The sequence below is a fragment of the Novosphingobium naphthalenivorans NBRC 102051 genome, assembly GCF_001590985.1.
In the GTDB taxonomy this organism is placed as follows: Bacteria; Pseudomonadota; Alphaproteobacteria; order Sphingomonadales; family Sphingomonadaceae; genus Novosphingobium; species Novosphingobium naphthalenivorans.
In genome coordinates this window covers 17,039-38,890 of record NZ_BCTX01000049.1, presented here as the reverse complement: position 1 = coordinate 38,890, position 21,852 = coordinate 17,039, and the positions used below count along the sequence as shown (strand labels likewise).

Annotated in this window: 26 protein-coding genes and 2 riboswitches; of the genes, 17 read left to right on the top strand and 9 right to left on the bottom strand. The window is 64.5% G+C overall.

Going from position 1 to position 21,852, the window contains the following annotated elements; genetic code table 11:
* The coding region (locus NN5_RS16020) for a sigma-54-dependent transcriptional regulator (RefSeq protein ID WP_157081174.1) at nucleotides 1-646 on the bottom strand (646 nt) is incomplete at its 3' end.
* Between the two features lie 190 nt (nucleotides 647-836).
* On the opposite strand from NN5_RS16020, the gene NN5_RS25230 reads away from it, so the two are divergent.
* The 14 genes from NN5_RS25230 to NN5_RS15955 all read left to right on the top strand — a co-directional run bounded on the left by NN5_RS25230 (nucleotide 837) and on the right by NN5_RS15955 (nucleotide 12,918).
* Nucleotides 837-962, top strand: coding sequence for an aa3-type cytochrome c oxidase subunit IV (locus NN5_RS25230; protein WP_084384984.1), 126 nt, complete (start codon nucleotides 837-839; stop codon nucleotides 960-962).
* Between the two features lie 15 nt (nucleotides 963-977).
* Complete coding sequence (locus NN5_RS16015) at nucleotides 978-2,117, top strand: NAD(P) transhydrogenase subunit alpha (RefSeq protein ID WP_067735420.1); 1,140 nt, start codon at nucleotides 978-980, stop codon at nucleotides 2,115-2,117.
* A gap of 89 nt (nucleotides 2,118-2,206) precedes the next feature.
* Complete coding sequence (locus NN5_RS26955) at nucleotides 2,207-2,584, top strand: endonuclease domain-containing protein (protein ID WP_281190442.1); 378 nt, start codon at nucleotides 2,207-2,209, stop codon at nucleotides 2,582-2,584.
* The gene (locus NN5_RS16005; protein WP_067735414.1) at nucleotides 2,584-2,886 is read left to right on the top strand and encodes an NAD(P) transhydrogenase subunit alpha part 2; all 303 of its coding nucleotides are present in this window, start codon (nucleotides 2,584-2,586) and stop codon (nucleotides 2,884-2,886) included. Before NN5_RS26955 ends, NN5_RS16005 begins: the two co-directional genes overlap by 1 nt.
* Nucleotides 2,886-4,316, top strand: coding sequence for an NAD(P)(+) transhydrogenase (Re/Si-specific) subunit beta (locus NN5_RS16000; protein ID WP_067735411.1), 1,431 nt, complete (start codon nucleotides 2,886-2,888; stop codon nucleotides 4,314-4,316). The genes NN5_RS16005 and NN5_RS16000 overlap by 1 nt, the downstream gene beginning before the upstream one ends.
* 6 nt (nucleotides 4,317-4,322) lie before the next feature.
* Nucleotides 4,323-4,640 (top strand): hypothetical protein, encoded by a 318-nt coding sequence (locus tag NN5_RS15995; RefSeq protein ID WP_067735408.1) that lies wholly within the window; start codon nucleotides 4,323-4,325, stop codon nucleotides 4,638-4,640.
* Between the two features lie 42 nt (nucleotides 4,641-4,682).
* A complete protein-coding gene (locus NN5_RS15990) occupies nucleotides 4,683-5,843 on the top strand; it encodes a deoxyguanosinetriphosphate triphosphohydrolase (protein WP_067735405.1) in 1,161 nt (386 codons plus the stop codon).
* Nucleotides 5,844-5,857: 14 nt separating this feature from the next.
* Nucleotides 5,858-6,541: an NAD(P)H-binding protein gene (locus NN5_RS15985; protein ID WP_067735402.1), complete on the top strand. Its 684-nt coding sequence runs from the start codon at nucleotides 5,858-5,860 to the stop codon at nucleotides 6,539-6,541.
* Nucleotides 6,542-6,604: 63 nt separating this feature from the next.
* Nucleotides 6,605-6,709: riboswitch (glycine riboswitch) on the top strand.
* Between the two features lies 1 nt (nucleotide 6,710).
* Nucleotides 6,711-6,830, top strand: a riboswitch (glycine riboswitch).
* A gap of 86 nt (nucleotides 6,831-6,916) precedes the next feature.
* Nucleotides 6,917-8,005, top strand: a complete 1,089-nt coding sequence (gene gcvT, locus NN5_RS15980) for a glycine cleavage system aminomethyltransferase GcvT (RefSeq protein WP_067735429.1) — start codon at nucleotides 6,917-6,919, stop codon at nucleotides 8,003-8,005.
* Nucleotides 8,006-8,017: 12 nt separating this feature from the next.
* Nucleotides 8,018-8,389 (top strand): glycine cleavage system protein GcvH, encoded by a 372-nt coding sequence (gcvH, locus tag NN5_RS15975; protein WP_067735399.1) that lies wholly within the window; start codon nucleotides 8,018-8,020, stop codon nucleotides 8,387-8,389.
* A 20-nt stretch (nucleotides 8,390-8,409) separates the two neighbouring features.
* Nucleotides 8,410-9,780 (top strand): aminomethyl-transferring glycine dehydrogenase subunit GcvPA, encoded by a 1,371-nt coding sequence (gcvPA, locus tag NN5_RS15970; RefSeq protein ID WP_067735396.1) that lies wholly within the window; start codon nucleotides 8,410-8,412, stop codon nucleotides 9,778-9,780.
* Nucleotides 9,777-11,360 (top strand): aminomethyl-transferring glycine dehydrogenase subunit GcvPB, encoded by a 1,584-nt coding sequence (gene gcvPB, locus NN5_RS15965; protein ID WP_067735393.1) that lies wholly within the window; start codon nucleotides 9,777-9,779, stop codon nucleotides 11,358-11,360. The genes gcvPA and gcvPB overlap by 4 nt, the downstream gene beginning before the upstream one ends.
* Nucleotides 11,361-11,416: 56 nt before the next feature.
* On the top strand, nucleotides 11,417-11,944 hold the full coding sequence (locus NN5_RS15960; RefSeq protein ID WP_067735390.1) for a CcdC protein domain-containing protein: 528 nt from the start codon (nucleotides 11,417-11,419) through the stop codon (nucleotides 11,942-11,944).
* Complete coding sequence (locus tag NN5_RS15955; RefSeq protein WP_067735387.1) at nucleotides 11,941-12,918, top strand: bile acid:sodium symporter family protein; 978 nt, start codon at nucleotides 11,941-11,943, stop codon at nucleotides 12,916-12,918. The genes NN5_RS15960 and NN5_RS15955 overlap by 4 nt, the downstream gene beginning before the upstream one ends.
* Nucleotides 12,919-12,947: 29 nt before the next feature.
* Here NN5_RS15955 and NN5_RS15950 read toward each other — a convergent pair whose 3' ends face one another.
* From NN5_RS15950 to NN5_RS15940, 3 genes are all read right to left on the bottom strand, one after another.
* The gene (locus NN5_RS15950) at nucleotides 12,948-13,085 is read right to left on the bottom strand and encodes an entericidin A/B family lipoprotein (protein ID WP_067735385.1); all 138 of its coding nucleotides are present in this window, start codon (nucleotides 13,083-13,085) and stop codon (nucleotides 12,948-12,950) included.
* 107 nt (nucleotides 13,086-13,192) lie between these two features.
* Complete coding sequence (locus NN5_RS15945) at nucleotides 13,193-13,324, bottom strand: entericidin A/B family lipoprotein (RefSeq protein ID WP_067735382.1); 132 nt, start codon at nucleotides 13,322-13,324, stop codon at nucleotides 13,193-13,195.
* Between the two features lie 73 nt (nucleotides 13,325-13,397).
* The gene (locus tag NN5_RS15940) at nucleotides 13,398-14,372 is read right to left on the bottom strand and encodes a DMT family transporter (RefSeq protein ID WP_245656543.1); all 975 of its coding nucleotides are present in this window, start codon (nucleotides 14,370-14,372) and stop codon (nucleotides 13,398-13,400) included.
* A 44-nt stretch (nucleotides 14,373-14,416) separates the two neighbouring features.
* Between NN5_RS15940 and NN5_RS15935 the strand changes: the two genes are divergently transcribed.
* Entirely contained in the window at nucleotides 14,417-14,623 is a 207-nt protein-coding gene (locus NN5_RS15935) for an LPXTG cell wall anchor domain-containing protein (RefSeq protein WP_067735376.1), read from the top strand.
* 135 nt (nucleotides 14,624-14,758) lie between these two features.
* Nucleotides 14,759-15,373, top strand: coding sequence for a YceI family protein (locus tag NN5_RS15930; protein ID WP_067735373.1), 615 nt, complete (start codon nucleotides 14,759-14,761; stop codon nucleotides 15,371-15,373).
* Nucleotides 15,374-15,461: 88 nt separating this feature from the next.
* On the opposite strand, the gene NN5_RS15925 is transcribed toward NN5_RS15930, so the two are convergent.
* On the bottom strand, nucleotides 15,462-16,994 hold the full coding sequence (locus NN5_RS15925) for a TadA family conjugal transfer-associated ATPase (RefSeq protein ID WP_157081173.1): 1,533 nt from the start codon (nucleotides 16,992-16,994) through the stop codon (nucleotides 15,462-15,464).
* A gap of 153 nt (nucleotides 16,995-17,147) precedes the next feature.
* Between NN5_RS15925 and NN5_RS15920 the strand changes: the two genes are divergently transcribed.
* Nucleotides 17,148-17,426, top strand: coding sequence for an HNH endonuclease (locus NN5_RS15920; RefSeq protein WP_067735367.1), 279 nt, complete (start codon nucleotides 17,148-17,150; stop codon nucleotides 17,424-17,426).
* A gap of 184 nt (nucleotides 17,427-17,610) precedes the next feature.
* On the opposite strand, the gene NN5_RS15915 is transcribed toward NN5_RS15920, so the two are convergent.
* From NN5_RS15915 to atpA, 4 genes are read right to left on the bottom strand one after another with little or no spacing between them, the layout of a single operon-like run.
* Entirely contained in the window at nucleotides 17,611-17,868 is a 258-nt protein-coding gene (locus tag NN5_RS15915) for an ATP synthase F1 subunit epsilon (RefSeq protein WP_067735364.1), read from the bottom strand.
* A 4-nt stretch (nucleotides 17,869-17,872) separates the two neighbouring features.
* Nucleotides 17,873-19,330, bottom strand: coding sequence for a F0F1 ATP synthase subunit beta (gene atpD / locus NN5_RS15910; protein ID WP_067735361.1), 1,458 nt, complete (start codon nucleotides 19,328-19,330; stop codon nucleotides 17,873-17,875).
* Between the two features lie 57 nt (nucleotides 19,331-19,387).
* The gene (locus NN5_RS15905; protein WP_067735358.1) at nucleotides 19,388-20,263 is read right to left on the bottom strand and encodes a F0F1 ATP synthase subunit gamma; all 876 of its coding nucleotides are present in this window, start codon (nucleotides 20,261-20,263) and stop codon (nucleotides 19,388-19,390) included.
* A gap of 58 nt (nucleotides 20,264-20,321) precedes the next feature.
* Nucleotides 20,322-21,851 (bottom strand): F0F1 ATP synthase subunit alpha, encoded by a 1,530-nt coding sequence (gene atpA, locus NN5_RS15900; RefSeq protein WP_067735355.1) that lies wholly within the window; start codon nucleotides 21,849-21,851, stop codon nucleotides 20,322-20,324.
* Nucleotide 21,852: the final 1 nt, after the last annotated feature.

Sequence of the window (21,852 nt, the reverse complement as noted above, 5' to 3'; positions counted from 1 at the left end):
CGATTGAATTGGCCGGAAGGCCGCCGATGTTGACGATCCGGAGCGGCATTTTCGCGCGCGGGCTGGCCGCGTGCATCGCCCGGATCAGCATTTCCTTGCCGGTGCCGCTTTCGCTCTCGATCAGCACGGGGCTGTGTCCGCGCGCGGCCTTGGCGGCAACGGCGAGCGCCTTGCGGAAGTTCGGCGATGCCCCGATCATCGATTCGAAATCGGGATTGGACGGCATCTTTTCCGTCAGCGGCGCAAGTTCATCGCGCGGGGCTTCGCGCGTGGTGGCAGAGCGCAGGGCGTGCATCAGCCGGTCCGGCGCCACGGGTTTCACGAGATAGTCGGTCGCCCCCGCTCGCATCGCCTCGACGGCCAGGAGCGGCGAAGTGCTGGTGGTAAGCATCAGGATCGGCAGGGCCGGGCGGCGCGATTTCAACTCGGAAATCAGCGCGCAGGCATCCTCACCGGGCACCCACTGGTCGAGGATGATGGCGGAAAGCTGCATCCCTTGCCGGGTGCCGAGTGTGGCAATCGCGGTTTCCGCATCGCGCACGATCAGCGTGCGCCAGCCCTCGCGGGCCGCCAGCGCGGAGATGAGACGGCTCTGGGCCGGCTCGTCGTCGATAAGCATGAGAAGGCGTTGATCCAGATCCGCCATTGTATCGCTGCTGCCGTCGGCCTTCTTCAGGGTTGAACCTCTGGCATAGGCCAATCGGGTAAAGACGAAATTAAGCCTGAAATACAGTTCGCAGCTTTTGTGGTTTCCGGTATGGGGGGCTTCGCACTTGAGCGCGCGGATGACCCCGGCTAGAACACGGGGCAGGGATATTCAGAGGGGAATGCAGTTCATGACTTCGGGCAACGACATCAAGGTCGCACAGGAAACCTACAACGCCTTCATCAAGGCCGCGACCTGGGGCACCGGCATTGTCGTGCTGATCGTCGCGATTGTCATCGGCCTGATTTCCTCCTGATCGGAGTTTCGTGACTTGACGGAACCGCAGGGTCAACGGATCGCGGTCCTCAAGGAGCGCGCGGCCGGAGAGACGCGCGTCTCGGCGACGCCGGAAACGGTCAAGAAACTGATCGCGCTGGGCGCGGCGGTTTCGGTCGAGTGCAGGGCGGGCTCGAACGCCAGCATATCCGATGAGGATTACCTCGCTGCCGGGGCCGATGTCGGCCCGGTGGAGGCTGTGCTTTCAGGGGCGGAGATCGTGTTCGGCGTGCAGGGGCCCGATCCGGCGCTGCTGGGCGGCACGAAGCCCGGAGCATGGGTGGTCGCCACGCTCGATCCCTTCGGGCAGCGTGCGCGTGTCGATGCTTATGCCGCCGCAGGGCTGGAAGCGCTGGCCATGGAATTCATGCCGCGCATCACCCGCGCGCAGTCGATGGACGTGCTCTCCAGCCAGTCGAATCTCGCCGGATACAAGGCGGTGATTGCCGCGGCCGATACTTATGGCCGGGCCTTCCCGATGATGATGACGGCGGCGGGCACGGTTAGCGCGGCCAAGTGCTTCGTGATGGGCGTGGGCGTCGCGGGCCTGCAGGCCATCGCCACCGCGCGCCGTCTGGGGGCACAGGTTTCCGCGACGGACGTGCGCTCGGCCACCAAGGAGCAGATCCTCTCGCTGGGCGCCAAGCCGATCTTCGTCGAGAATGTCGCCGGGATCGAGGGTGAGGGTTCGGGCGGCTATGCCACCGAAATGAGCGAGGAATACCAGAAGGCGCAAGCCGAACTGGTTTCCAGTCACATCGCCAAGCAAGACATCGTCGTGACGACCGCGCTGATCCCCGGCCGGGCTGCCCCGCGCCTGATCACCGATGCGCAGATCGCGACGATGAAGCCGGGCAGCGTGATTTTCGATCTGGCCGTGGCGCAAGGCGGCAATGTCGAAGGCAGCGTGGCCGATCAGGTGGTAGAGCGGCACGGCGTGAAGATCATGGGCTTTTCCAACACCCCGGCGCATCTGCCGGCGGATGCCTCGGCACTCTATGCGCGCAACCTGTTCAATTTCCTTTCGGCTTTCTGGGACAAGGAACAGGGCAAGCCGGTGCTCGACGAAGAGATCGGCGATGCCGTGCGGCTGACGCAAGGCGGCAAGGTCGTGAATGCGAGGCTGCTGGGGTGATAGGGAATGCCTCCAGTCCTCCCCGATACGGGGAGGGGGACCGCGCGCAGCGCGGTGGAGGGGAGTCTCGGTTTACACCGCGCCCCGTCGTGGTGCGTGCCCGTGAATTGCGCAAGGCCATGAGCAAGCCGGAGTTTGCGCTGTGGCAGCAGCTTCGCCAGCGTCCGGGCGGTCTCAAATTCCGCCGTCAGCATCCTGTTGGTCCGTACATCGTCGATTTCTGCTGCCTGAGTGCGGGGCTCGTTGTGGAAATCGATGGCATTGCCCATGACATGGGCGATCGTCCCGCGCGTGACGAGCAACGCGTTCGCTTTATCAAGGAAAACGGGTTCAGGGTTTTGAGGGTCTCGGCCAGGCGTGTTCTGGCTGATGTCGAAGGCACTGCAGCGGCCATTGTCGCGCGGGCCGAGAGTCCCCTCCACCGTCCTGCGGACGGTCCCCCTCCCCGTGCCGGGGAGGACAAGTAGTGGATTTCGTCTCGATACTCTCGATCTTCGTGATGGCCTGCTTCGTGGGGTACTACGTGGTGTGGTCCGTGACCCCGGCGCTCCATACGCCGCTGATGGCTGTGACCAATGCGATTTCCTCGGTGATCGTGGTCGGTGCGCTGATCGCCAGTGCAGCGGCCGGTTCGCCGCTCGCGAAGTGGCTGGGCCTCGGCGCGGTGGTGCTGGCGAGCGTCAACATCTTCGGCGGCTTCGCCGTGACCGAGCGGATGCTGGCGATGTACAAGAAGAAGGACAAGCCTGCCGGGAAGGGGGGCAAGTGATGGAAACGCACGCCGTGAACCCCTGGGTCGCTGCCGCCTATCTCGTCGCCGGTGTCTGCTTCATTCTGGCCCTGCGTGGACTGTCGTCCCCGGCGACCAGCCGGGCGGGCAACCGCTACGGCATGTTCGGCATGGCGATTGCGCTGGTGACAACACTGATCACGCATGAGATCGCCAGCCTGCCGGAGATCATTGGTGCTATCGCGATTGGCGGCGGTATCGGCTTCGTGATCGCACGCCGCATCCAGATGACCGCCATGCCCCAGCTTGTGGCGGCGTTCCACTCGCTGGTGGGCCTTGCCGCCGTGCTGGTGGCGGTTGCGGCCTTCCTCAACCCGGATGCCTTCGGCATTCTCGGGGCGGACGGCAATATTCTCAACGTCAGCCGCGTCGAGATGGCGCTGGGCGCAGCGATCGGTGCCATCACGTTCTCGGGCTCGGTCATCGCCTTTGCCAAGCTCAATGGCAATATGTCCGGCTCGCCGATCCTCCTGCCTGCACGCCACGTGATCAATCTCGGTACGCTGGTGCTGATCATTGCGCTGACGGCGATGTTTGCTGTGGCCGCCCACGCCGGGCCGGGCGAGAGCCCGCTGTTCTGGGTGGTCGTGGCGCTCAGCTTCGCCATCGGCTTCCTCCTGATCATCCCGATCGGCGGGGCCGACATGCCGGTCGTCGTCTCGATGCTCAACTCCTATTCGGGCTGGGCGGCGGCGGCGATGGGCTTCACGCTGCACAACACCGCGATGATCATCACCGGCGCGCTGGTCGGCTCGTCGGGTGCGATCCTCAGCTACATCATGTGCAAGGCGATGAACCGCAGCTTCCTCTCGGTGATCGCGGGCGGCTTTGGCGCCGATGCCGGCGGCGGGGGCGGTGGCGAGGCCAAGGAGCAGCGCCCGTGGAAGCGCGGCTCGGCCGAGGATGCGGCCTTCCTGATGAAGGAAGCCGAGAACGTCATCATCATTCCCGGCTACGGCATGGCGGTGGCGCAGGCGCAGCATGCCCTGCGCGAGATGACGGACTTGCTCAAGGAGCACGGCGTCAATGTGAAGTTCGCGATCCATCCAGTCGCGGGGCGCATGCCGGGGCACATGAACGTGTTGCTCGCCGAAGCCAGCGTGCCTTATGACGAAGTCTTTGAGCTGGAAGACATCCAGAGCGAATTCGCGCAGGCCGATGTCGCCTTCATCATCGGCGCCAACGACGTGGTGAACCCGGCGGCCAAGACCGACAAGTCCTCTCCCATCTACGGTATGCCGGTGTTCGATGTGGACAAGGCCAAGACCATCTTCTTCATCAAGCGCTCGATGGGCGGGCAGGGCTATGCCGGCGTTGACAACGATGTGTTCTACATGGATCAGACGATGATGCTGCTTTCCGACGCCAAGAAGATGGTCGAGGAAATCAACAAGTCCCTGACCGACTGAGATTCCATGTTCCGTTTGCTGAAAAAATTCCTGCTGCTTGTGGGCCTTGTCGCCGTGCTCTGGTTCGGCGCGTTCTGGTTCGCCGAGTTTCGCGTGCGCACCGCTTTTGCCGAGGCAGGGATGACCGCCAAAGCCTCGGCCTGCATGGGCCATCGCCTCGTCAGGCGGCTGTCTTTCCTGCAGCTGTACAAGCTCACGGCGTTTCAGGAGGAGCGGCACACGCCCGGCGGTCTCCTGCGCGCCGTCCGCAAGATCAATGACAGCAAGGTGATCCTCGTTACCACCAGTTCGGCGGCCTTGTGCTCTACCGGCCTTGCCCGCTAGGGGGAGCATCGCTCCCAATCGCCGACGCGGGAAGATATACGCTTGACCCTGGCCCCCTATGCTTCCGATCCGGCCCGTTCGCGCGGGCGTGAATTCGCGCTTGAAAATGCCGTCGCGCGCGGTCCGCGCAGTGTCTACCAGCGCGACCGCGACCGGATCATCCACTCGATCGCCTTCCGCCGCCTGCGCTACAAGACGCAGGTCTTCATCGCGCCCGATGGCGACCATTACCGGGTGCGCCTGACGCATAGCCTGGAAGTCGGCCAGATCGCGCGCGTGATCGCCCGCATCCTCGGGCTGGACGAGGACCTGACCGAGGCGCTGGCGCTGGCGCACGACATCGGCCATCCGCCTTTCGGCCATGCGGGCGAGGAAGCGCTCGATGCGGCGCTGCACAAGGCGGGCGGTTTCGATCACAATGCCCATTGCCTGCGCACGCTGATGCGGCTCGACAGCCCCTATTGCGAGCACGACGGGCTGAACCTGACCTGGGAAACGCTCGAAGGGCTGGCCAAGCACAACGGGCCGGTGCTGGAGCCCAACTGGGCGCTGGCGGAACTCGATGCCGTCTATGGGCTGGAACTCCACACCCATGCCTCGCTGGAAGCGCAAGTCGCGGCGCTGTCGGACGACATTGCCTATGACAATCACGATATCGACGACGGGCTGCGCGCGGGCTTCCTCGATCTTGACGAACTGCTGGCGCATCCTTTCGTGGCCAGCCACTGGGCCGAAGTGGAACGCCGCTATCCGGGCGTCCCGCGCGACCGGCAACTGGCGGAACTGATCCGCAGCCAGATCGGCGTGATGGTCAACGACCTGCTCGCCCAGACCCAGGCGAACCTTGCTGGCGTGGGCAGCGTGGAAGAGGTGCGCGCGGCGGGCCGTCCGCTGGTCGCTTTCTCGCCCGGCATGGCCGAGGCGGAACGCACCTTCAAACGGTTCATGTACGACAAGCTCTATTACCATCCCGAACAGCTCGAAACCGCGCGCCGCGCCCGGGCCGTGCTGGCCGAACTCTATTCGGCCTATTCGCAGGAGCCGGTGCTGATGGAGGAAAGCTGGATCGACACGCTGCCGCGCCAGGAGCCCGAGCGCAGCCGCCACATTGCCGATTACATCGCGGGCATGACGGACCGCTTTGCGATTTCCTGCCATGAACTGATCTATGGCCGGACGCCCGAAGGGCTCAGCAATGTCTGAGGGCGAGGGATAGCATGAAGACCGGGGGGATCCGCATTTGCCTCGTCGGTGCGACGGGGCTGGTCGGCAGCGCGGTGATGGCCGAAGCCGTTGGGCGCGAGGATGTGCGGCTGATCGCCATTGCGCGGCGCGAGGCGCCGATGCCGCCGGGCGCGCGCATGGAAATGCTGGTGGGCGAGCCGATCGACTGGCCGCAACTGATCGCGGCGGCCCGGGCGGACGTCATGGTCTGTGCGCTCGGCACGACGATCAAGATGGCGGGCAGCCAGGAAGCGTTCCGTGCCATCGATCACGATCTGGTGCGGTTCTGTGCCGAGGCGGCGCGGGCCGCCGGGATCGAGCACATGATCGTGGTTTCGGCGATCGGTGCCGAGCGGGCCAGCCGTAACTTCTACCTCTCGGTGAAAGGGGAGATGGAGCAGGCGCTGTCCAAGCTGGGCTTCCGCCGCCTCGACATTCTTCATCCCGGGCTGCTGCGCGGGCATCGCGAAGAGCGGCGGCCGCTGGAGGCCGCGGCGCAAGTCATGGCTCCGCTGGCGGACTGGACGGTGCTCCATGGCCAATACCGCCGTTACCGTTCGATTTCTGCCCGCAAGCTGGCCCGCGCCATTCTGGCACTGGCGCACGAAAAGGTGCGTGGGCGCTTCATGCACGATCACGATGCCATGATCCGGGTGCTTCGCCGTATCGGGGATTAGTTTCGCAGCGCAGCACGCGGGGCGTTGACTCGTTCGCGCGGCTCCATCAAGGCTTGTCCATCGCTGGCACGCGCGGGAGAGACCTCGCTGATTCGGGCAACCGGTCAGGGAGGCGCCGAAGGAGCAACCGCCCCGGAATCTCTCAGGCAAAAGGACCGTGCAGGGCCTATAGCGAAACTCTGGAAAGTGTCGTGGCCATGCCACGGCCGCCGACGGTGTAACTTCGCCTGTCTCCTTCACGGAGAGATTGCGAGGGAAGCTCTCAGGTTTCCGTGACAGAGGGGGCACCGGAACGGTGTGCCATGCTTGTCGCGGAGTCATGTCTTGAGCGAATATCCAGTTAACGACGATAATCAGGCCGAAGACCTCGCGCCGATGCTGCTGCCGCTTGATGCCTGGCATCGCAAAAAGGGCGGCCGCATGGTTGAATTCGCCGGCTACATGATGCCCGTTCAGTACGAAGGGATCATGGCCGAGCACCTCTGGACGCGCGAAAGCGCCGGGCTGTTCGATGTCAGCCACATGGGGCAGATCTATATCTCGGGCGAAAATGTCGAGGCGGCACTCGAAGCTGCGCTTCCCATCGACCTGTCCACGCTCAAGACCGGCTCGGTGCGCTATTCGCTGCTGCTCGACGAAGAGGGCGGCATTCTTGACGATCTCATGGTCACGTGCTGGAGCACGGGGTTCTATCTCGTGGTCAACGGCGCGACCAAGTGGGACGACATCGGTACCTTGCGCGAACTGCTGCCGGACGATGTCACGCTGAACCATCTCGATGAAAACGCACTGCTGGCTCTGCAGGGCCCCAAGGCCTTCGCCGCGCTGGAACGCCATGTGGAAGGCGAAACCCCGCTCTCGGCGCTGACCTTCATGAAGGGTGCCAGCTTCAAGCTGGGCGGTGTCGATGCCTGGATCAGCCGCTCGGGCTACACCGGCGAGGACGGTTTCGAGATTGCGATTCCCGGAGAGGCGGCCGCCCAGGTGGCCGACCTGCTGTGCAGTGAGCCGGAAGTGAAGCCGATCGGCCTTGGCGCGCGCGACAGCCTGCGTCTGGAAGCGGGCCTGCCGCTTTACGGTCATGACATGAACCCGGACATCGATCCGGTCAGCGCCAACCTCGTCTTCGGCATCAACAAGCGCCGTCGCAGCGAAGGCGGTTTCCCCGGCGCGGAGCACATTCTGGGCGTTCTGGCACAAGGCGCATCGAAGCTGCGCATCGGCCTGACGCTCGAAGGCCGCATGGCCGCGCGTGAGGGCGCCGTGGTCATGCTCGGCGATCAGCAGGTTGGTGTCGTGACTTCGGGCGGCTTCTCGCCCTCGCTGCAACACCCGATCGCCATGGCCTATGTCGATGCGGCCCACGCCGCCGACGGCACGGCTCTTGAAATCGAAATGCGCGGCAAGCGCCTTCCCGCGAAGGTGGTGCCGATGCCTTTTGTCCCCCACCGCTATCACCGCTGAGGAGCAGCACCCATGACCCGCTATTTTACCGAAGACCATGAGTGGATCGAAGTCGAAGGCGACCTCGGCACTGTCGGCATTACCGATTACGCACAGGGCCAGCTTGGCGACATCACGTTTGTCGACCTGCCCGAAGTGGGCGCCAGCGTTGCCAAGGGCGATTCCGTTTCGGTGGTCGATTCCGTGAAGGCCGCCTCGGACATCTACACGCCGGCTTCGGGCACCATCACCGAAGTGAACCAGGTGCTCGCCGACGAGCCCGAACTGGTCAACACCGAAGCCGAAGTGGGCGGCTGGCTGTACCGCATGACCTTGTCGGACGCCGCCGAGCTGGGCAGCCTCATGGATGAGGCGGCCTACAAGACTTACGTCGAAAGCCTCTGATTTTCACGGAGTAACGCCCCTTGCGCTACCTGCCCCTTACCCCTGCCGATCGTGCCGAAATGCTCGGCGTCATCGGTGCCGCCAGCGTCGATGACCTGTTCGTCGACGTGCCTGAAGAAGCACGGCTGTCCGGCCCGATCGAGGGCTTGCCGATGCACGCCAGCGAAATGGCGGTCGAACGCCACATGACGGCGCTTGCGGCGAAGAATCTGTCTGCCGGTTCGGCGCCGTTCTTCCTGGGGGCAGGGGCGTACCGCCACCATGTGCCGGCCTCGGTCGACCACCTGATCCAGCGCGGCGAGTTCCTGACGGCCTACACGCCGTACCAGCCGGAAATCGCGCAGGGGACGCTGCAGGTGCTGTTCGAGTTCCAGACGCAGGTCGCGCGCCTGCTCGGCACCGATATCGCCAATGCCTCCATGTACGATGGCTCGACCGCGTGCTGGGAAGCGATCCTGATGGCTGCGCGCGTGACCCGCAAGGGCCGCGCGGTGCTCTCGGGCGGTCTGCACCCGCACTACGGCGAAGTGGTGCGCACGATGGCGAAGTTCACCGGGGACGAGATCGTCTCGCTCGGCACGGACCTGACGGCGGAACCCGATGACGCGGCGGTGATCGGCGCGATCGACGACAAGACCTCGTGCGTGGTCGTACAGTATCCCGACGTGCTGGGCCGTATCCCCGACCTCGCCGCGATCGCCGAGGCAATCCATGCCAAGGGCGGGCTGCTGGTGGCCGTCGTCACCGAGCCGGTGGCGCTGGGCCTGATCGAAGCGCCGGGCGCGCTGGGTGCGGACATCGTCGTGGGCGAGGGGCAGTCGCTGGGCGTCGGCCTGCAGTTCGGCGGGCCTTACCTCGGCCTGCTGGGCTGCCGCGAGAAGTTCGTGCGCCAGATGCCGGGCCGCCTGTGCGGCGAGACGGTCGACGCCGAGGGCAAGCGCGGTTTCGTGCTGACGCTTTCCACGCGTGAGCAGCATATCCGCCGCGAGAAGGCGACCAGCAACATCTGCACCAATTCAGGGCTTTGTGCGCTGGCTTTCAGTATTCACCTGACCCTGCTGGGCGGCGAGGGACTGGCGCAGCTTGCAGCCGTCAATCATGCCAAGGCGCAGGCCCTGGTCGAGCGGCTGACTCGCATTCCGGGCGTCGAACTGCTCAACCATGCCTATTTCAACGAAGCGACGCTGATCCTGCCGCGCGATGCGCGCGAAGTGGTGCGCGAACTGGCCGAGCGGGGCGTGCTGGGCGGGGTCTCGCTCAGCCGCCTGTTCCCGGTGGCCGATGGTCTGGACAAGGCGCTGCTCGTCGCGGCGACTGAAACTGTGACCGATGAGGACATCGAGACTTTCGCAACCGAATTGGAAGCCCTTCTGGTGGGAGTGCCGGCATGAGCACGGTGAATGCAGCGGGCTGGAAGCCCACGATGGGTGATGTTGGGGGTGATGCCGGGGGTGAAGCCGGGGCCGAGGGCGGCGCGCCGCTGAAGACGGCGAGCGGTGACTATGGCCTGATGCTCGAAGAAGCCCTGATCTTCGAACTCGGCGCCAAGGACAAGTGCGGCGTTGATTTCGACGAAGCGGACCGGGCTCCGGCCGCGGGTCTGTCGAAATTCCTGCGCAAGTCCGTGCCGGACCTGCCGGGTCTGACCGAACCCGAAGCGGTGCGCCATTACACGCGCCTGTCGCGGCAGAACTATGCCATTGATCTCGGGCCGTTCCCGCTCGGTTCGTGCACGATGAAGCACAACCCGCGCCTCAACGAGTCGATGGCGCGCTTGCCGGGCTTCGCCGACGTGCACCCGATGCAGCCGCAGACGACGGTGCAGGGCGCGCTCGAAGTGATCGAGCAACTGGCCAACTGGCTGATTACGCTCACCGGCATGGCCTCGGTGGCGATGAGCCCCAAGGCGGGTGCCCATGGCGAGCTGTGCGGCCTCCTGTGCATCCGCGCTGCGCTCGACGCGCGCGGCGAGACGCGCGACGTGGTGCTGGTGCCCGAAAGTGCCCACGGCACCAATCCGGCGACGGCGGCTTTCGCGGGCTTCAAGGTCCAGTCGATCCCGGCGACACCCGATGGCCGCGTCGATGTGGCCGCGCTCAAGGAGAAGCTGGGGCCGAACGTGGCGGGGGTGATGATTACCAACCCGAACACTTGCGGCCTGTTCGAATCCGAGCTCAAGACGATTGCCGATGCCGTCCATGCGGCGGGCGGCTATGTCTATTGCGACGGCGCCAATTTCAACGCGATCGTTGGCAAGGTGCGTCCGGGCGATCTGGGCGTCGATGCCATGCACATCAACCTGCACAAGACCTTCTCCACCCCGCACGGCGGCGGCGGTCCGGGTGCCGGGCCGGTGGTGCTCTCGCAGGCGCTGGCGCCGTTCGCGCCGCTGCCTTTCGTGACGCGCGGCGCTGACGGCATGATCCACCTCGTCGAGGAAGAGAACCGGGGCGAGGGGCATTCGCAGGCCTTTGGCCGCATGGTCGCGTTCCACGGCCAGATGGGTATGTTCACGCGCGCGCTGACTTATATCCTCAGCCACGGTGCTGATGGCCTGCGCCAGGTGGCCGAGGACGCGGTGCTCAACGCCAACTACGTGCTGCGTGCCTGCGAGGACGTGCTGCCCGCGCCGTTCGCCCAGAGCGGCCCGTGTATGCATGAGGCGCTGTTCAGCGATGCGGGCCTCGCCGATGGCATCTCCACGCTCGATATCGCCAAGGGCCTGATCGACGAGGGCTTCCACCCGATGACGGTCTATTTCCCGCTGGTGGTCAAGGGCGCGATGCTGGTCGAGCCGACGGAGACCGAAAGCAAGGCCGGGCTCGATCGCTTCATCGGATCGCTGCGCTCGCTGGCGGAGCGGGCCAAGGCGGGCGATCAGAGCCTGCATTCGGCTCCGCACTTCGCACCGCGCCGCAGGCTTGACGAAACGCAGGCGGCACGCAAGCCTGTGCTGGTCTGGCAGGGGTAACGGCGCTAGGAACCGCCTCTCCCTAATCGGGACCGTAAACAGGGGAAGCGGAGCGCATGGGATCTCAATCGGGCCAGTGGCTGGCTTATCTGCCGTTTGCCATTTTCGTATTGGTGATGCTCTTGCGCTTCCGCTCGCTCAACCGGGCGCGGCCGCTGCGGGTGGCGACGCTCTGGATCTTTCCGGTCCTGGTCCTCGCCCTTGTAAGCTTTGCGCTCTACGGAATGCATCCGCCGCTCAAGGGCTGGCTGCTCTTCGCGGCGGGGATCGCCGTGGGTTCGTTGCTCGGCGTGCAGCGCGCGCGGATGATGCACCTGCATGTCGAAGGCGAGGGGGCCGAGGCCAGAGTGATGATGCGCCAGTCGCTGGCGGCGCTGGTGATGATCCTGGCTATCTTCGCACTGCGGCGCCTGCTGTTTTTCGGTGTGAACCCCGCGTCCGGCGGCCATCCCGGCGCCAATGCCCTGCTGGTGACGGACGCCATGCTGGGCTTTGCCGCGGGCGTGATCTGCGTCCAGCGCGTCGTCCTGTGGCTGCGGGCACGCCGTCTGGTGGCCGAGCATCGTTCCGGGGATGCTGAGTGACACGTCTTTTCGAGCGCATTACCGGGCTGTTCGCCTTGTGGACGGTGCTGGGCGTCGGCCTCGCCTGGTTCTCGCCCGAGGTGTTCCTGTGGGTGGCCGACGGGCGTTTCCGGCCGTTTGGCCAGCCGCTCATCAGTGTCATGCTGGGGGTGATCATGCTGGGCATGGGGATCACCCTCAGCTTCGATGATTTCCGGCGCGTGCTGGCTTTGCCGCGGCAGGTCATGGCAGGCGTGGCGCTGCAATTTACCGTCATGCCGCTCGCCGGGTTCGCCTCGGCCTGGGCGTTCGGGCTGAAGCCGGGGCTGGCCGTCGGCCTGATTCTCGTATCATGCTGCCCGGGCGGCACGGCTTCCAACGTCATCAGCTATCTTGCCCGCGCCAACGTGGCCCTGTCCGTGACGATGACGATGGCCTCGACGCTCGTCGCCATCGCCCTGACCCCGGTGCTGACCGGATGGCTGGCGGGCGTGTTCATCGAGATCGACCGCTGGAACCTGTTCCGCGAGATGTTGGCGGTCGTGCTGGTGCCGGTCGTCGCCGGGGTGCTGATGAACCGCTACCTGCCGAAGTTGACGCAGAAGGTCACGGTGGTCTCGCCTTTCATCTCGGTGCTGTTCGTGGTGCTGATCGTTTCCGGCATCATCGCGAAATCGAAGCCGCTGATCGAGCTGCACGCCGGGGTGCTGCTGCTGGCGGTGTTCTCGCTCCATGCCTGCGGATTCGGGCTGGGCTATCTTCTCAGCCGCATCCTGCGCCTGCACGAAGCCTCTGCGCGCACCATCAGCATCGAGGTCGGTATGCAGAACAGCGGGCTTGGCGCCAGCCTTGCCTCAAGCCCGGCTTTCGCACGTCAGTTTACCAATACCATGCAGGCCGCGCTGGCGCCCGTGCCCGCGGCGATCTCGGCTGTCATGCATGTGCTGATCGGAAGCCTGCTCGCCTCGATCTGGAGCCGCAGGCAGCCTGAATAGGATTGGGCTGCCGCGGCTTTTTACCGAGTTCAGTGGCCGTGCATGGCGTCGTCGCCGGCTTGTCCGACGGACTCGATGTCCCGGCCCACACCCTTGACGGTGTTGCAGGCAGCAGCGCCTGCCATCAGGCCGCCGGCAACGAGGATGAGCACCATTTTCTTGAGCATTGCGTTATTGTTCCTTGTTGGACGCGTGAAATCATAAGCCAAGCGTGGGCAAATGGGAAGTGAGCGGGAGAGTGCCGTGCCCCGGCGGCGTTCTCCCGAAAGCCGCCTCAGTTGATGGCGTCGTCCCCGGCCTGGCCGACGGATTCGATGTCCTTGCCCATGCCCTTCACCGTGTTGCAAGCGGCGGCGCCGAGAGCGAGACTGCCTGCCGCAAGCGCGAATACGATATTCCTGATCATCTTCCTGGTCCTTCCTGGGTTCGCCGGCCGCAAACACGGCCAGCTTGCGGAACAGAAACACCCGTAAGAGGTATCAGGTTCCCTTTGCGGGCTGGCTTGCACCGTCTTCTGCGAACTCCTCCATCACGCCGGAATCGAATGCCGAAGTGGGGGAAATGTGCCGGGAAAGGTAGTGCTCGCGCCAGGTGATGATCAGGCCGGCCGCGATGATCAGCGGCGCCCCCAGCCAGATGCTGTGCAGCGGCAGCTCGTCCCAGATCAGCCAGCCGTAGAGCGTGGCCCAGACCAGCGCGGTGTAATCGATGATGACCACGGTCGCGACTTGCCCGTGGCGCAGCGAGGCCGTGATCAGGAACTGGGCGAAAGTCCCGGTGAAGCCGATGGCGACGAGGATCAGCCAGGCTTCCAGGGAATGCGGCTGGGCGTAGAAGGGTAGCAGCACGGTGGCGAAGAGCGAGCCATAGACGGCAAACCAGAACACGCAGGCGATCGGCGCTTCGGTGCGGGCCAGATCGCGGATCTGGAAACTGACAGTCGCCACGACCCCGCCCGCGCCAAGGCCGACCAGCAGTCCGAGCGGGGGAATATGGTTGCTGCCGGGATTGGCGACCACGAGCACGCCGGCAAAGCCGAGGATAACGGCCGTCCAGCGCCAGATGCCGACCGGGCCTCGCAGGATCAGCGCGGTTATCAGGACGGCGAAAAGAGGCGTGGTGAAGCTCAGCGTGGTCTGGATCGGCAGCGGGAGCAGCATCGCGGCCGAAACATTGCACAGCAGCCCCAGCGTGCCGGTTGCGGCCCGTCCGGCGTGGCTGGCCATACGCCGTGTCGCCAGAACGCCGAGATTGCCGGTTGCCAGCAGCCAGCCGAAGATCATCGGCACGCTCATCGCCTGGCGCCAGAACAGGAGTTCTGCGATCGAGACGCCATGATCGCCAACAAGCTTCACCAGCATGAACATGGTGGAGAGCATGACCATGGCCAGCGCGCGCAGGCCTATGGCGAGCAAGGGATTTTCTCGCGACTGGGGACGAGGGGAGGAAGTCACACAAGGCGCTTTAACTTGCCCGCGCGCGGAGGCAAGGGCGGGATATGAATGATTCGACATCGTGGATGATGACTGCCGGGGGGATCGCGGCGCTTCTGGCCCTGCTGGCCTGGATCGGCGATCGCCGCCGTATGCGCCGCCGCGACATGGATCGTGTGGGCTTCATGCCCTGGACGCCGATCTTCTTCTGGTCGCTGCTGGCGGCGGTGTTGCTGCTGGGATTGGGAGGACGGGCCCTGCTGGGCGGATGACGCAGGGCCTCCGGTCTCAAATGTACAACTAAATTGAACAAATGAATCGAGTTTATCCGGCTGGGCAGGGCGCGAGCTTTCTGGAAACAGGCGATCAGCGTTTCGCTCCCAAGCGCTTCTTTCGGAGAAACTTGAATGAACCGTTTTCTTGCATCGGCGCTTGCCGCCGCGTCCATCGTGGTGTCCGCACCGCTCTTTGCCCAGCAGGCCGATACGAGCCCCGCGGCCGTTCAGGCCGGACACTATGCTCTCGACAGCTCGCATACCCTTGTCCGCTTCACGGTCGATCACTTCGGCATCAGTGAATTCTTCGGTACGTTCCCCGGTGCCAGCGGCACGCTGTCGCTCGACCCGAAGAATATCGCTTCGGCGAAGCTCGACGTCTCGGTGCCGGTCGGACGCGTTTCGACTACGAACCAGACACTGGACGAGGAACTGGTCAGCGCGGACTGGTTCGATGCCGAAAAGTATCCGGCGATGCGCTTCGTTTCGACCAAGGTGGTCAAGACCGGTGAACGCACGGCCGATGTCACGGGCAATCTGACCATGCACGGCGTGACGCGCCCGGTGACGCTCAAGGCCACGTTCAAGGCCGGTGCCGTCAATCCGATGAACCAGACCTACACGATCGGCTTCAACGCCACCGGCGTGATCAAGCGTACCGAATTCGGCGTGAGCAAGTATGCGCCGCTCGTTAGCGACGAGACGACGATCGCGATTACCGCGGCATTTGAGAAGCAGGCCGACTGACAGGCCGGCTGACAGGCTTACCGCGCAGGTGATCGGGCGGCGTGCGGCTTACCGGCCGCCACCCCGATTGCCTGCGCGCATCAGGGGATCAGAGGCAGGCTTCGAGATAGGCCTGATCGAAACCGAACTGACGCGCCTTTTCGAGCGTGTAGGGGCGCAGGCCCGAGGCGCGGAACTCGCCGAGGATCTTGCCCTCGTCGGTCTCGTCCAAGTACTCGAACTTGAACAGTTCCTGGGTGACGATGACGTCGCCTTCCATGCCGATCACTTCGGTGATGTTGGTGGTACGGCGCGAACCGTCGCGAAGGCGCTTCACCTGCACGATCAGATCGACGGATTCGGCGATCTGGCGGCTGATGGCTTCCTTCGGGATCTTGATGTCGCCCATCAGGATCATGTTTTCCATACGGCCCAGGCATTCGCGCGGGCTGTTGGCGTGGAGCGTACACATCGAGCCGTCGTGGCCGGTGTTCATGGCGGCGAGCAGGTCGAAACACTCGGCGCCGCGGATTTCGCCCAGGATGATGCGGTCAGGACGCATACGCAGGGCGTTCTTCACAAGGTCGCCGATAGTGATCGCGCCCTGGCCTTCAAGGTTCGGCGGGCGGGTTTCGAGCGGTAGCCAGTGCGGCTGCTGCAGGCGAAGTTCGGCCGCGTCTTCGATCGTCAGCACGCGCTCGCCCGGATCGATCATCTTCGACAGCGCGTTGAGCATGGTCGTCTTGCCTGAGCCCGTACCGCCCGAGATGACCACGTTCATGCGGCAGGCGCCAGCGATCTTGAGGCAGGTCGCCATTTTCTCGCTCATCGAACCGAAGTCCTTGAGCATGTCGATGGTGATCGGCTTCTCGGAGAACTTACGAATCGAGATCGCGGTGCCGCGCAAGCTGAGCGGCGGGACGATCACGTTGACGCGGCTGCCGTCCTTGAGACGGGCGTCGGCCAGCGGCGTGGTCTGGTCGACGCGGCGGCCGACCTGGTTGACGATGCGCTGGGCGATCTGGAACAAGTGCTGCTCATCGCGGAAGCGGATGCCCGCGAGCTGTAGCTTGCCCTTCTTTTCGATGTAGGTCTGGTTCGGCCCGTTGACCATGATATCCGACACGTCGGGGTCGCTGAGCAGCTCTTCGAGCGGGCCGAAGCCCAGCAGTTCGTCGATCAGCACCTTTTCCAGCGCGAACTGTTCGCGGCGGTTGAAGGTGATTTTCAGCTCGGCCAGCACTTCCATGATGATCGGGCGGAATTCTTCCGACAGTTCATCCTTGGTGAGCGTGGCCGCCGCTTCGGGATCGACGCGTTCGAGCAGGCGGGGCAGAACCTGTTCCTTGATCTTGTGGATCGAGGCTTCGAAGCCGCCCTGTTCGGAATTGGCATCGGTAACGGCATTGGCGCGGTCCGCCAGACGGGACATGGCATCGTCGCGGCCATGCTTCGCGGTAGGCTCGCCGCCGGGCAGGGGCGGGAATTGCTCGCCGCCGGGCACGGGGACGGAATTCGACATACCGCCGGGAACAGCCGTCTTGTCCTGTGCACCACCTTTCAGAGGCTTGGCTACGCCGAATGCCGGACGGGCTCCCTGGCCCATTCCACCCATGCCGCTTCGCCGCCCGAATGCACTCATAAGAAATCCAACCTCTTTCAGCGCCCGGCCCCGGACCGGGTGTGATCCATTGCACTTGGGCAGATCATTAAGGTTGAAACTTTGATAACTTCCTAATGGCGGCACCGGATCTGCAGGTTTCGGGGCCGGCAATCGGAGTAAGGGAAAAGAACCGTGACGGTGCAGACAGGAACATGCTGGCTATGTGCACGGCCGCTGGGGCGCCGGATCGAATGGCATCATCCGGTTCCGAAAAGCCGCGGCGGGCGCGAGACAGTGCCGCTTCATCCGATCTGCCACCGCACGATCCATGCCCGGTTTTCCAATGCCGAACTTGCCCGGATGACGGCGAGCGCGGAGGCCTTGCTGCAATCCGAGGACATCCGCCGCTTCGTGCGATGGGTGGCGGGAAAGCCGGCCGACTTCCACGCGCCCACGGCACGCCGCCGCTAGAGTGATTTCGAGGCAGGTGGAATTACCTGCCGGCTCGGAAATCACGGCAAACAAAGAATTTCCCAGAGCCGGTCTGGTTCAATCTGAACCGGAGCGGCTCTAGGCGCAAGCGTTCCGCCAAAAGCGAAGGGGCGCCGCCGGTTTCCCGGCGACGCCCCTTCGTTGAAACGCTTTCAGCAAGCGGTCAGGCTTCGACGTGCTCCGCAAGCACGGTGAGGCCGGCATCACCCACTTCGGCGAAACCGCCGGTGATCCTGATCTCTTCGGGGGCGCCGTTCTCGGTCTTGTAGACCTTCAGCGCGCCGTCGGCGATCGTCGACATGAAGGGCGCATGGCCCGCCAGCACGCCGAACTCGCCTTCCGTACCGGGGACGACCACCATGTGGACGTCCTCGGACCGAACGAGCTTCGCCGGCGTGACGAGTTCGAAGTGAAGGGCCATGATCTCAGGCGTCCTCGGCCAGCTTCTTGGCCTTTTCGACCGCCTCGTCGATGCCGCCGACCATGTAGAAGGCAGCTTCCGGCAGGTGGTCGTACTCGCCGTCGACGACAGCCTTGAACGACTTCACGGTGTCTTCGAGCTGGACGAACTTGCCCGAGATGCCGGTGAAGACTTCGGCCACGTGGAACGGCTGCGACAGGAACTTCTGGATCTTGCGGGCGCGGGCGACGGTGAGCTTATCTTCTTCCGAAAGCTCGTCCATGCCCAGGATCGCGATGATGTCCTGCAGCGACTTGTACTTCTGCAGGGTCTCCTGGACCTTGCGGGCAGTCTCGTAATGCTCGGCACCGACGACGCGGGGCTCAAGCACGCGCGAGGTCGAGTCGAGCGGGTCGACCGCCGGGTAGATGCCCAGCTCCGAGATCGCGCGGTTCAGCGTGGTCGTCGCGTCCAAGTGGGCGAACGAGGTGGCCGGCGCCGGGTCGGTAAGGTCGTCCGCGGGAACGTAGATGGCCTGGACCGAGGTGATCGAGCCCTTGGTGGTCGAGGTGATGCGTTCCTGCAGCGCGCCCATGTCGGTCGCCAGGGTCGGCTGATAGCCCACGGCCGAAGGAATACGGCCGAGAAGGGCCGACACTTCGGCGCCCGCTTGGGTGAAGCGGAAGATGTTGTCGACGAAGAACAGAACGTCCTGGCCTTCCTGGTCGCGGAAGTACTCGGCCATGGTCAGGCCCGAGAGCGCGACGCGGGCACGGGCGCCCGGGGGCTCGTTCATCTGGCCGTAAACGAGAGCCACCTTCGAACCATCCGAGGTGGCGACGCCGTTTTCGTCCTTAGCGATAACGCCGGCATCGAGGAACTCGTGGTAGAGATCGTTGCCTTCACGGGTACGCTCACCAACGCCCGCGAAGACCGACACGCCGCCGTGGCCTTTCGCGATGTTGTTGATGAGTTCCTGAATGAGCACGGTCTTGCCCACGCCAGCGCCGCCGAACAGACCGATCTTGCCGCCCTTGGCGTAAGGGGCGAGAAGGTCGATGACCTTGATGCCGGTGACAAGGATCGCCGCTTCGGTCGACTGTTCGATGAACTCAGGGGCCTTGGCGTGGATCGGAGCATACATGTCCGAGCCGATCGGGCCCAGTTCGTCGATCGATTCGCCGACGACGTTCATGATGCGGCCGAGGGTCTTCGGGCCGACCGGCACCGAGATCTGCGCGCCGGTGTTGACGACGCCCTGACCGCGGGTCAGGCCGTCGGTGCCGTCCATGGCGATGGTGCGGACGGTGTTCTCACCAAGGTGCTGCGCGACTTCGAGAACCAGCTTCTGGCCGTTGTTCTCGGTCTCGAGGGCGGTGAGGATGGCGGGCAGTTCGCCTTCGAAGGTCACGTCGACGACAGCGCCGATGACCTGGCTGATCTTGCCGGTAGTGGTCTGGTTGAGCACGGGTGCGGTGGCCATTTTGGTTTCCTTGCCTGCGATGTCTTAGAGCGCTTCCGCGCCCGCGGTTAGATGTTGCTACAGCGCTTCCGCGCCAGCAATGATTTCAACGAGTTCGGTGGTGATCGCGGCCTGACGGCTGCGGTTGTACTGGATGGTGAGCTTGTTGATCAGGTCACCCGCGTTGCGCGTCGCGTTATCCATGGCGGTCATCGACGCACCCTGTTCGGACGCGGCGTTCTCCAGCAGCGCACCGAAGAGCTGGGTCTTCAGGTAGCGCGGCAGCAGCGCGGCGAGGATTTCTTCCTCTTCCGGCTCGTACTCGGTCACCGCATCGCCGCCCTTGGCCGCGCCGGTGGGCGCGGGGACGGGGATGATCTGCTGGCTGGTCGGTTCCTGGACCAGGGCAGAACGGAACTTTGCATAGAACAGGTGGGCGATGTCGAACTTGCCCTGCTCGTACATGGCGACGAGTTCGTCGGCGACCTGTTCGGCTTCGTTGAAGCCGGCTTCACGCACGCCGGTGGTGTCGAACATGTGCGCGATCTGCGTGGGGAATTCGCGCTTGATCACCGCACGGCCCTTGCGGCCGATGAGGTAGAACAGCACGGTCTTGCCCTGGCCTTCCAGCTCCTTCGCCTTGGCGCGCGCGGCGCGGACGATGTTGGAGTTGAAAGCGCCGCACAGGCCCTTGTCCGAGTTGGCCACGACGAGCAGGTGAACCTGATCGCTGCCGGTGCCGGCAAGCAGCTTGGGGCTGTTTGCCGAGACCGTGATCTTGCTGGCCAGCGAGCCCATCACCTCGGCGAGACGCGCGGCATAGGGGCGTGCGGATTCAGCGGCCGCCTGCGCCTTGCGCAGCTTGGCCGCAGCGACCATCTGCTTGGCCTTGGTGATCTTCTGGGTCGATTTGACCGAGTTGATGCGGCCTTTGAGTTCCTTGAGCGAAGCCACTCGTTTCTCTCCGTTTCATCCCCTCCGGCCGGAGCCGGAGGATGATGTCAGATCAGTCTCAGGCGAACTGCTTGGCGAAAGCCTGCAGCGCAGCCTTGGTCTTGTCGGCAACTTCACCTTCGAACTTCTGCGAGGTGCGGATTTCCGTCAGGACGTCGGCGTGCTGCGAACGCATGAAGCTGAGCATTTCGGCTTCGTATTCGGTGACCTTGTCGACCGCGATCGAGTCGAGGAAGCCGTTGGTGCCAGCGTAGATCGACACGACCTGCTCTTCGAACGGCAGCGGCGAGAACTGGGGCTGCTTGAGCAGCTCGGTCAGGCGCGCACCGCGGTTGAGCAGCTTCTGGGTCGAAGCGTCGAGGTCCGAGCCGAACTGCGCGAAGGCCGCCATTTCGCGGTACTGCGCGAGCTCCAGCTTGATCGAACCGGCGACCTTCTTCATCGCCTTGGTCTGGGCCGAACCGCCGACGCGGCTGACCGACAGGCCGACGTTGATGGCCGGACGGATGCCCTGGTAGAACAGGCCGGTTTCAAGGAAGATCTGGCCGTCGGTGATCGAGATCACGTTGGTCGGAATGTAGGCCGAAACGTCGCCAGCCTGGGTTTCGATGACCGGAAGCGCGGTCAGCGAGCCCGAGCCGTTGTCGCTGTTCATCTTCGCAGCGCGCTCAAGCAGGCGGCTGTGGAGATAGAACACGTCGCCGGGGTAAGCTTCGCGGCCCGGCGGGCGGCGGAGCAGCAGCGACATCTGGCGGTAGGCAACGGCCTGCTTGGAAAGGTCGTCGTACACGATCACGGCGTGCATGCCGTTGTCGCGGAAGAACTCACCCATCGCGGCGCCGGTGTAGGGCGCGAGGTACTGCAGCGGAGCCGGTTCCGAAGCAGTCGCGGCGATGACGATGGAGTATTCCATCGCGCCGTTCTCTTCGAGCTGGCGCACGATCTGCGCGACGGTCGAGCGCTTCTGGCCGACGGCGACGTAGATGCAGTAGAGCTTCTTGCCTTCGTCGTCGCTCTGGTTCGGGCCCTTCTGGTTGATGAAGGTGTCGATGGCGACGGCGGTCTTGCCGGTCTGGCGGTCACCGATGATCAGCTCGCGCTGGCCGCGGCCGACGGGAACGAGGGCGTCGATCGCCTTGAGGCCGGTCTGCACGGGCTCGTGCACCGACTGGCGGGGAATGATGCCCGGAGCCTTGGTTTCGACGCGGCGGCGCTCGGTGTACATGATCGGGCCCTTGCCATCGATCGGGTTGCCGAGTGCATCGACCACGCGGCCGAGCAGGCCCTTGCCGGTCGGGACGTCGACGATGGTGCCGGTGCGCTTGACGCTGTCACCTTCCTTGATCTCGGCGTCCGAGCCGAAAATCACGACGCCGACGTTGTCGGCTTCGAGGTTCAGCGCCATGCCCTGAACGCCGTTCGAGAATTCGACCATCTCGCCGGCCTGGCAGTTGTCGAGGCCGTGGATGCGGGCGATACCGTCACCCACCGAGAGCACGGAGCCGACTTCCGAGACCTGGGCCTCGGTACCGAAGTTGGCAATCTGGTCCTTGATGACCTTCGAGATTTCTGCGGCGCGGATATCCATT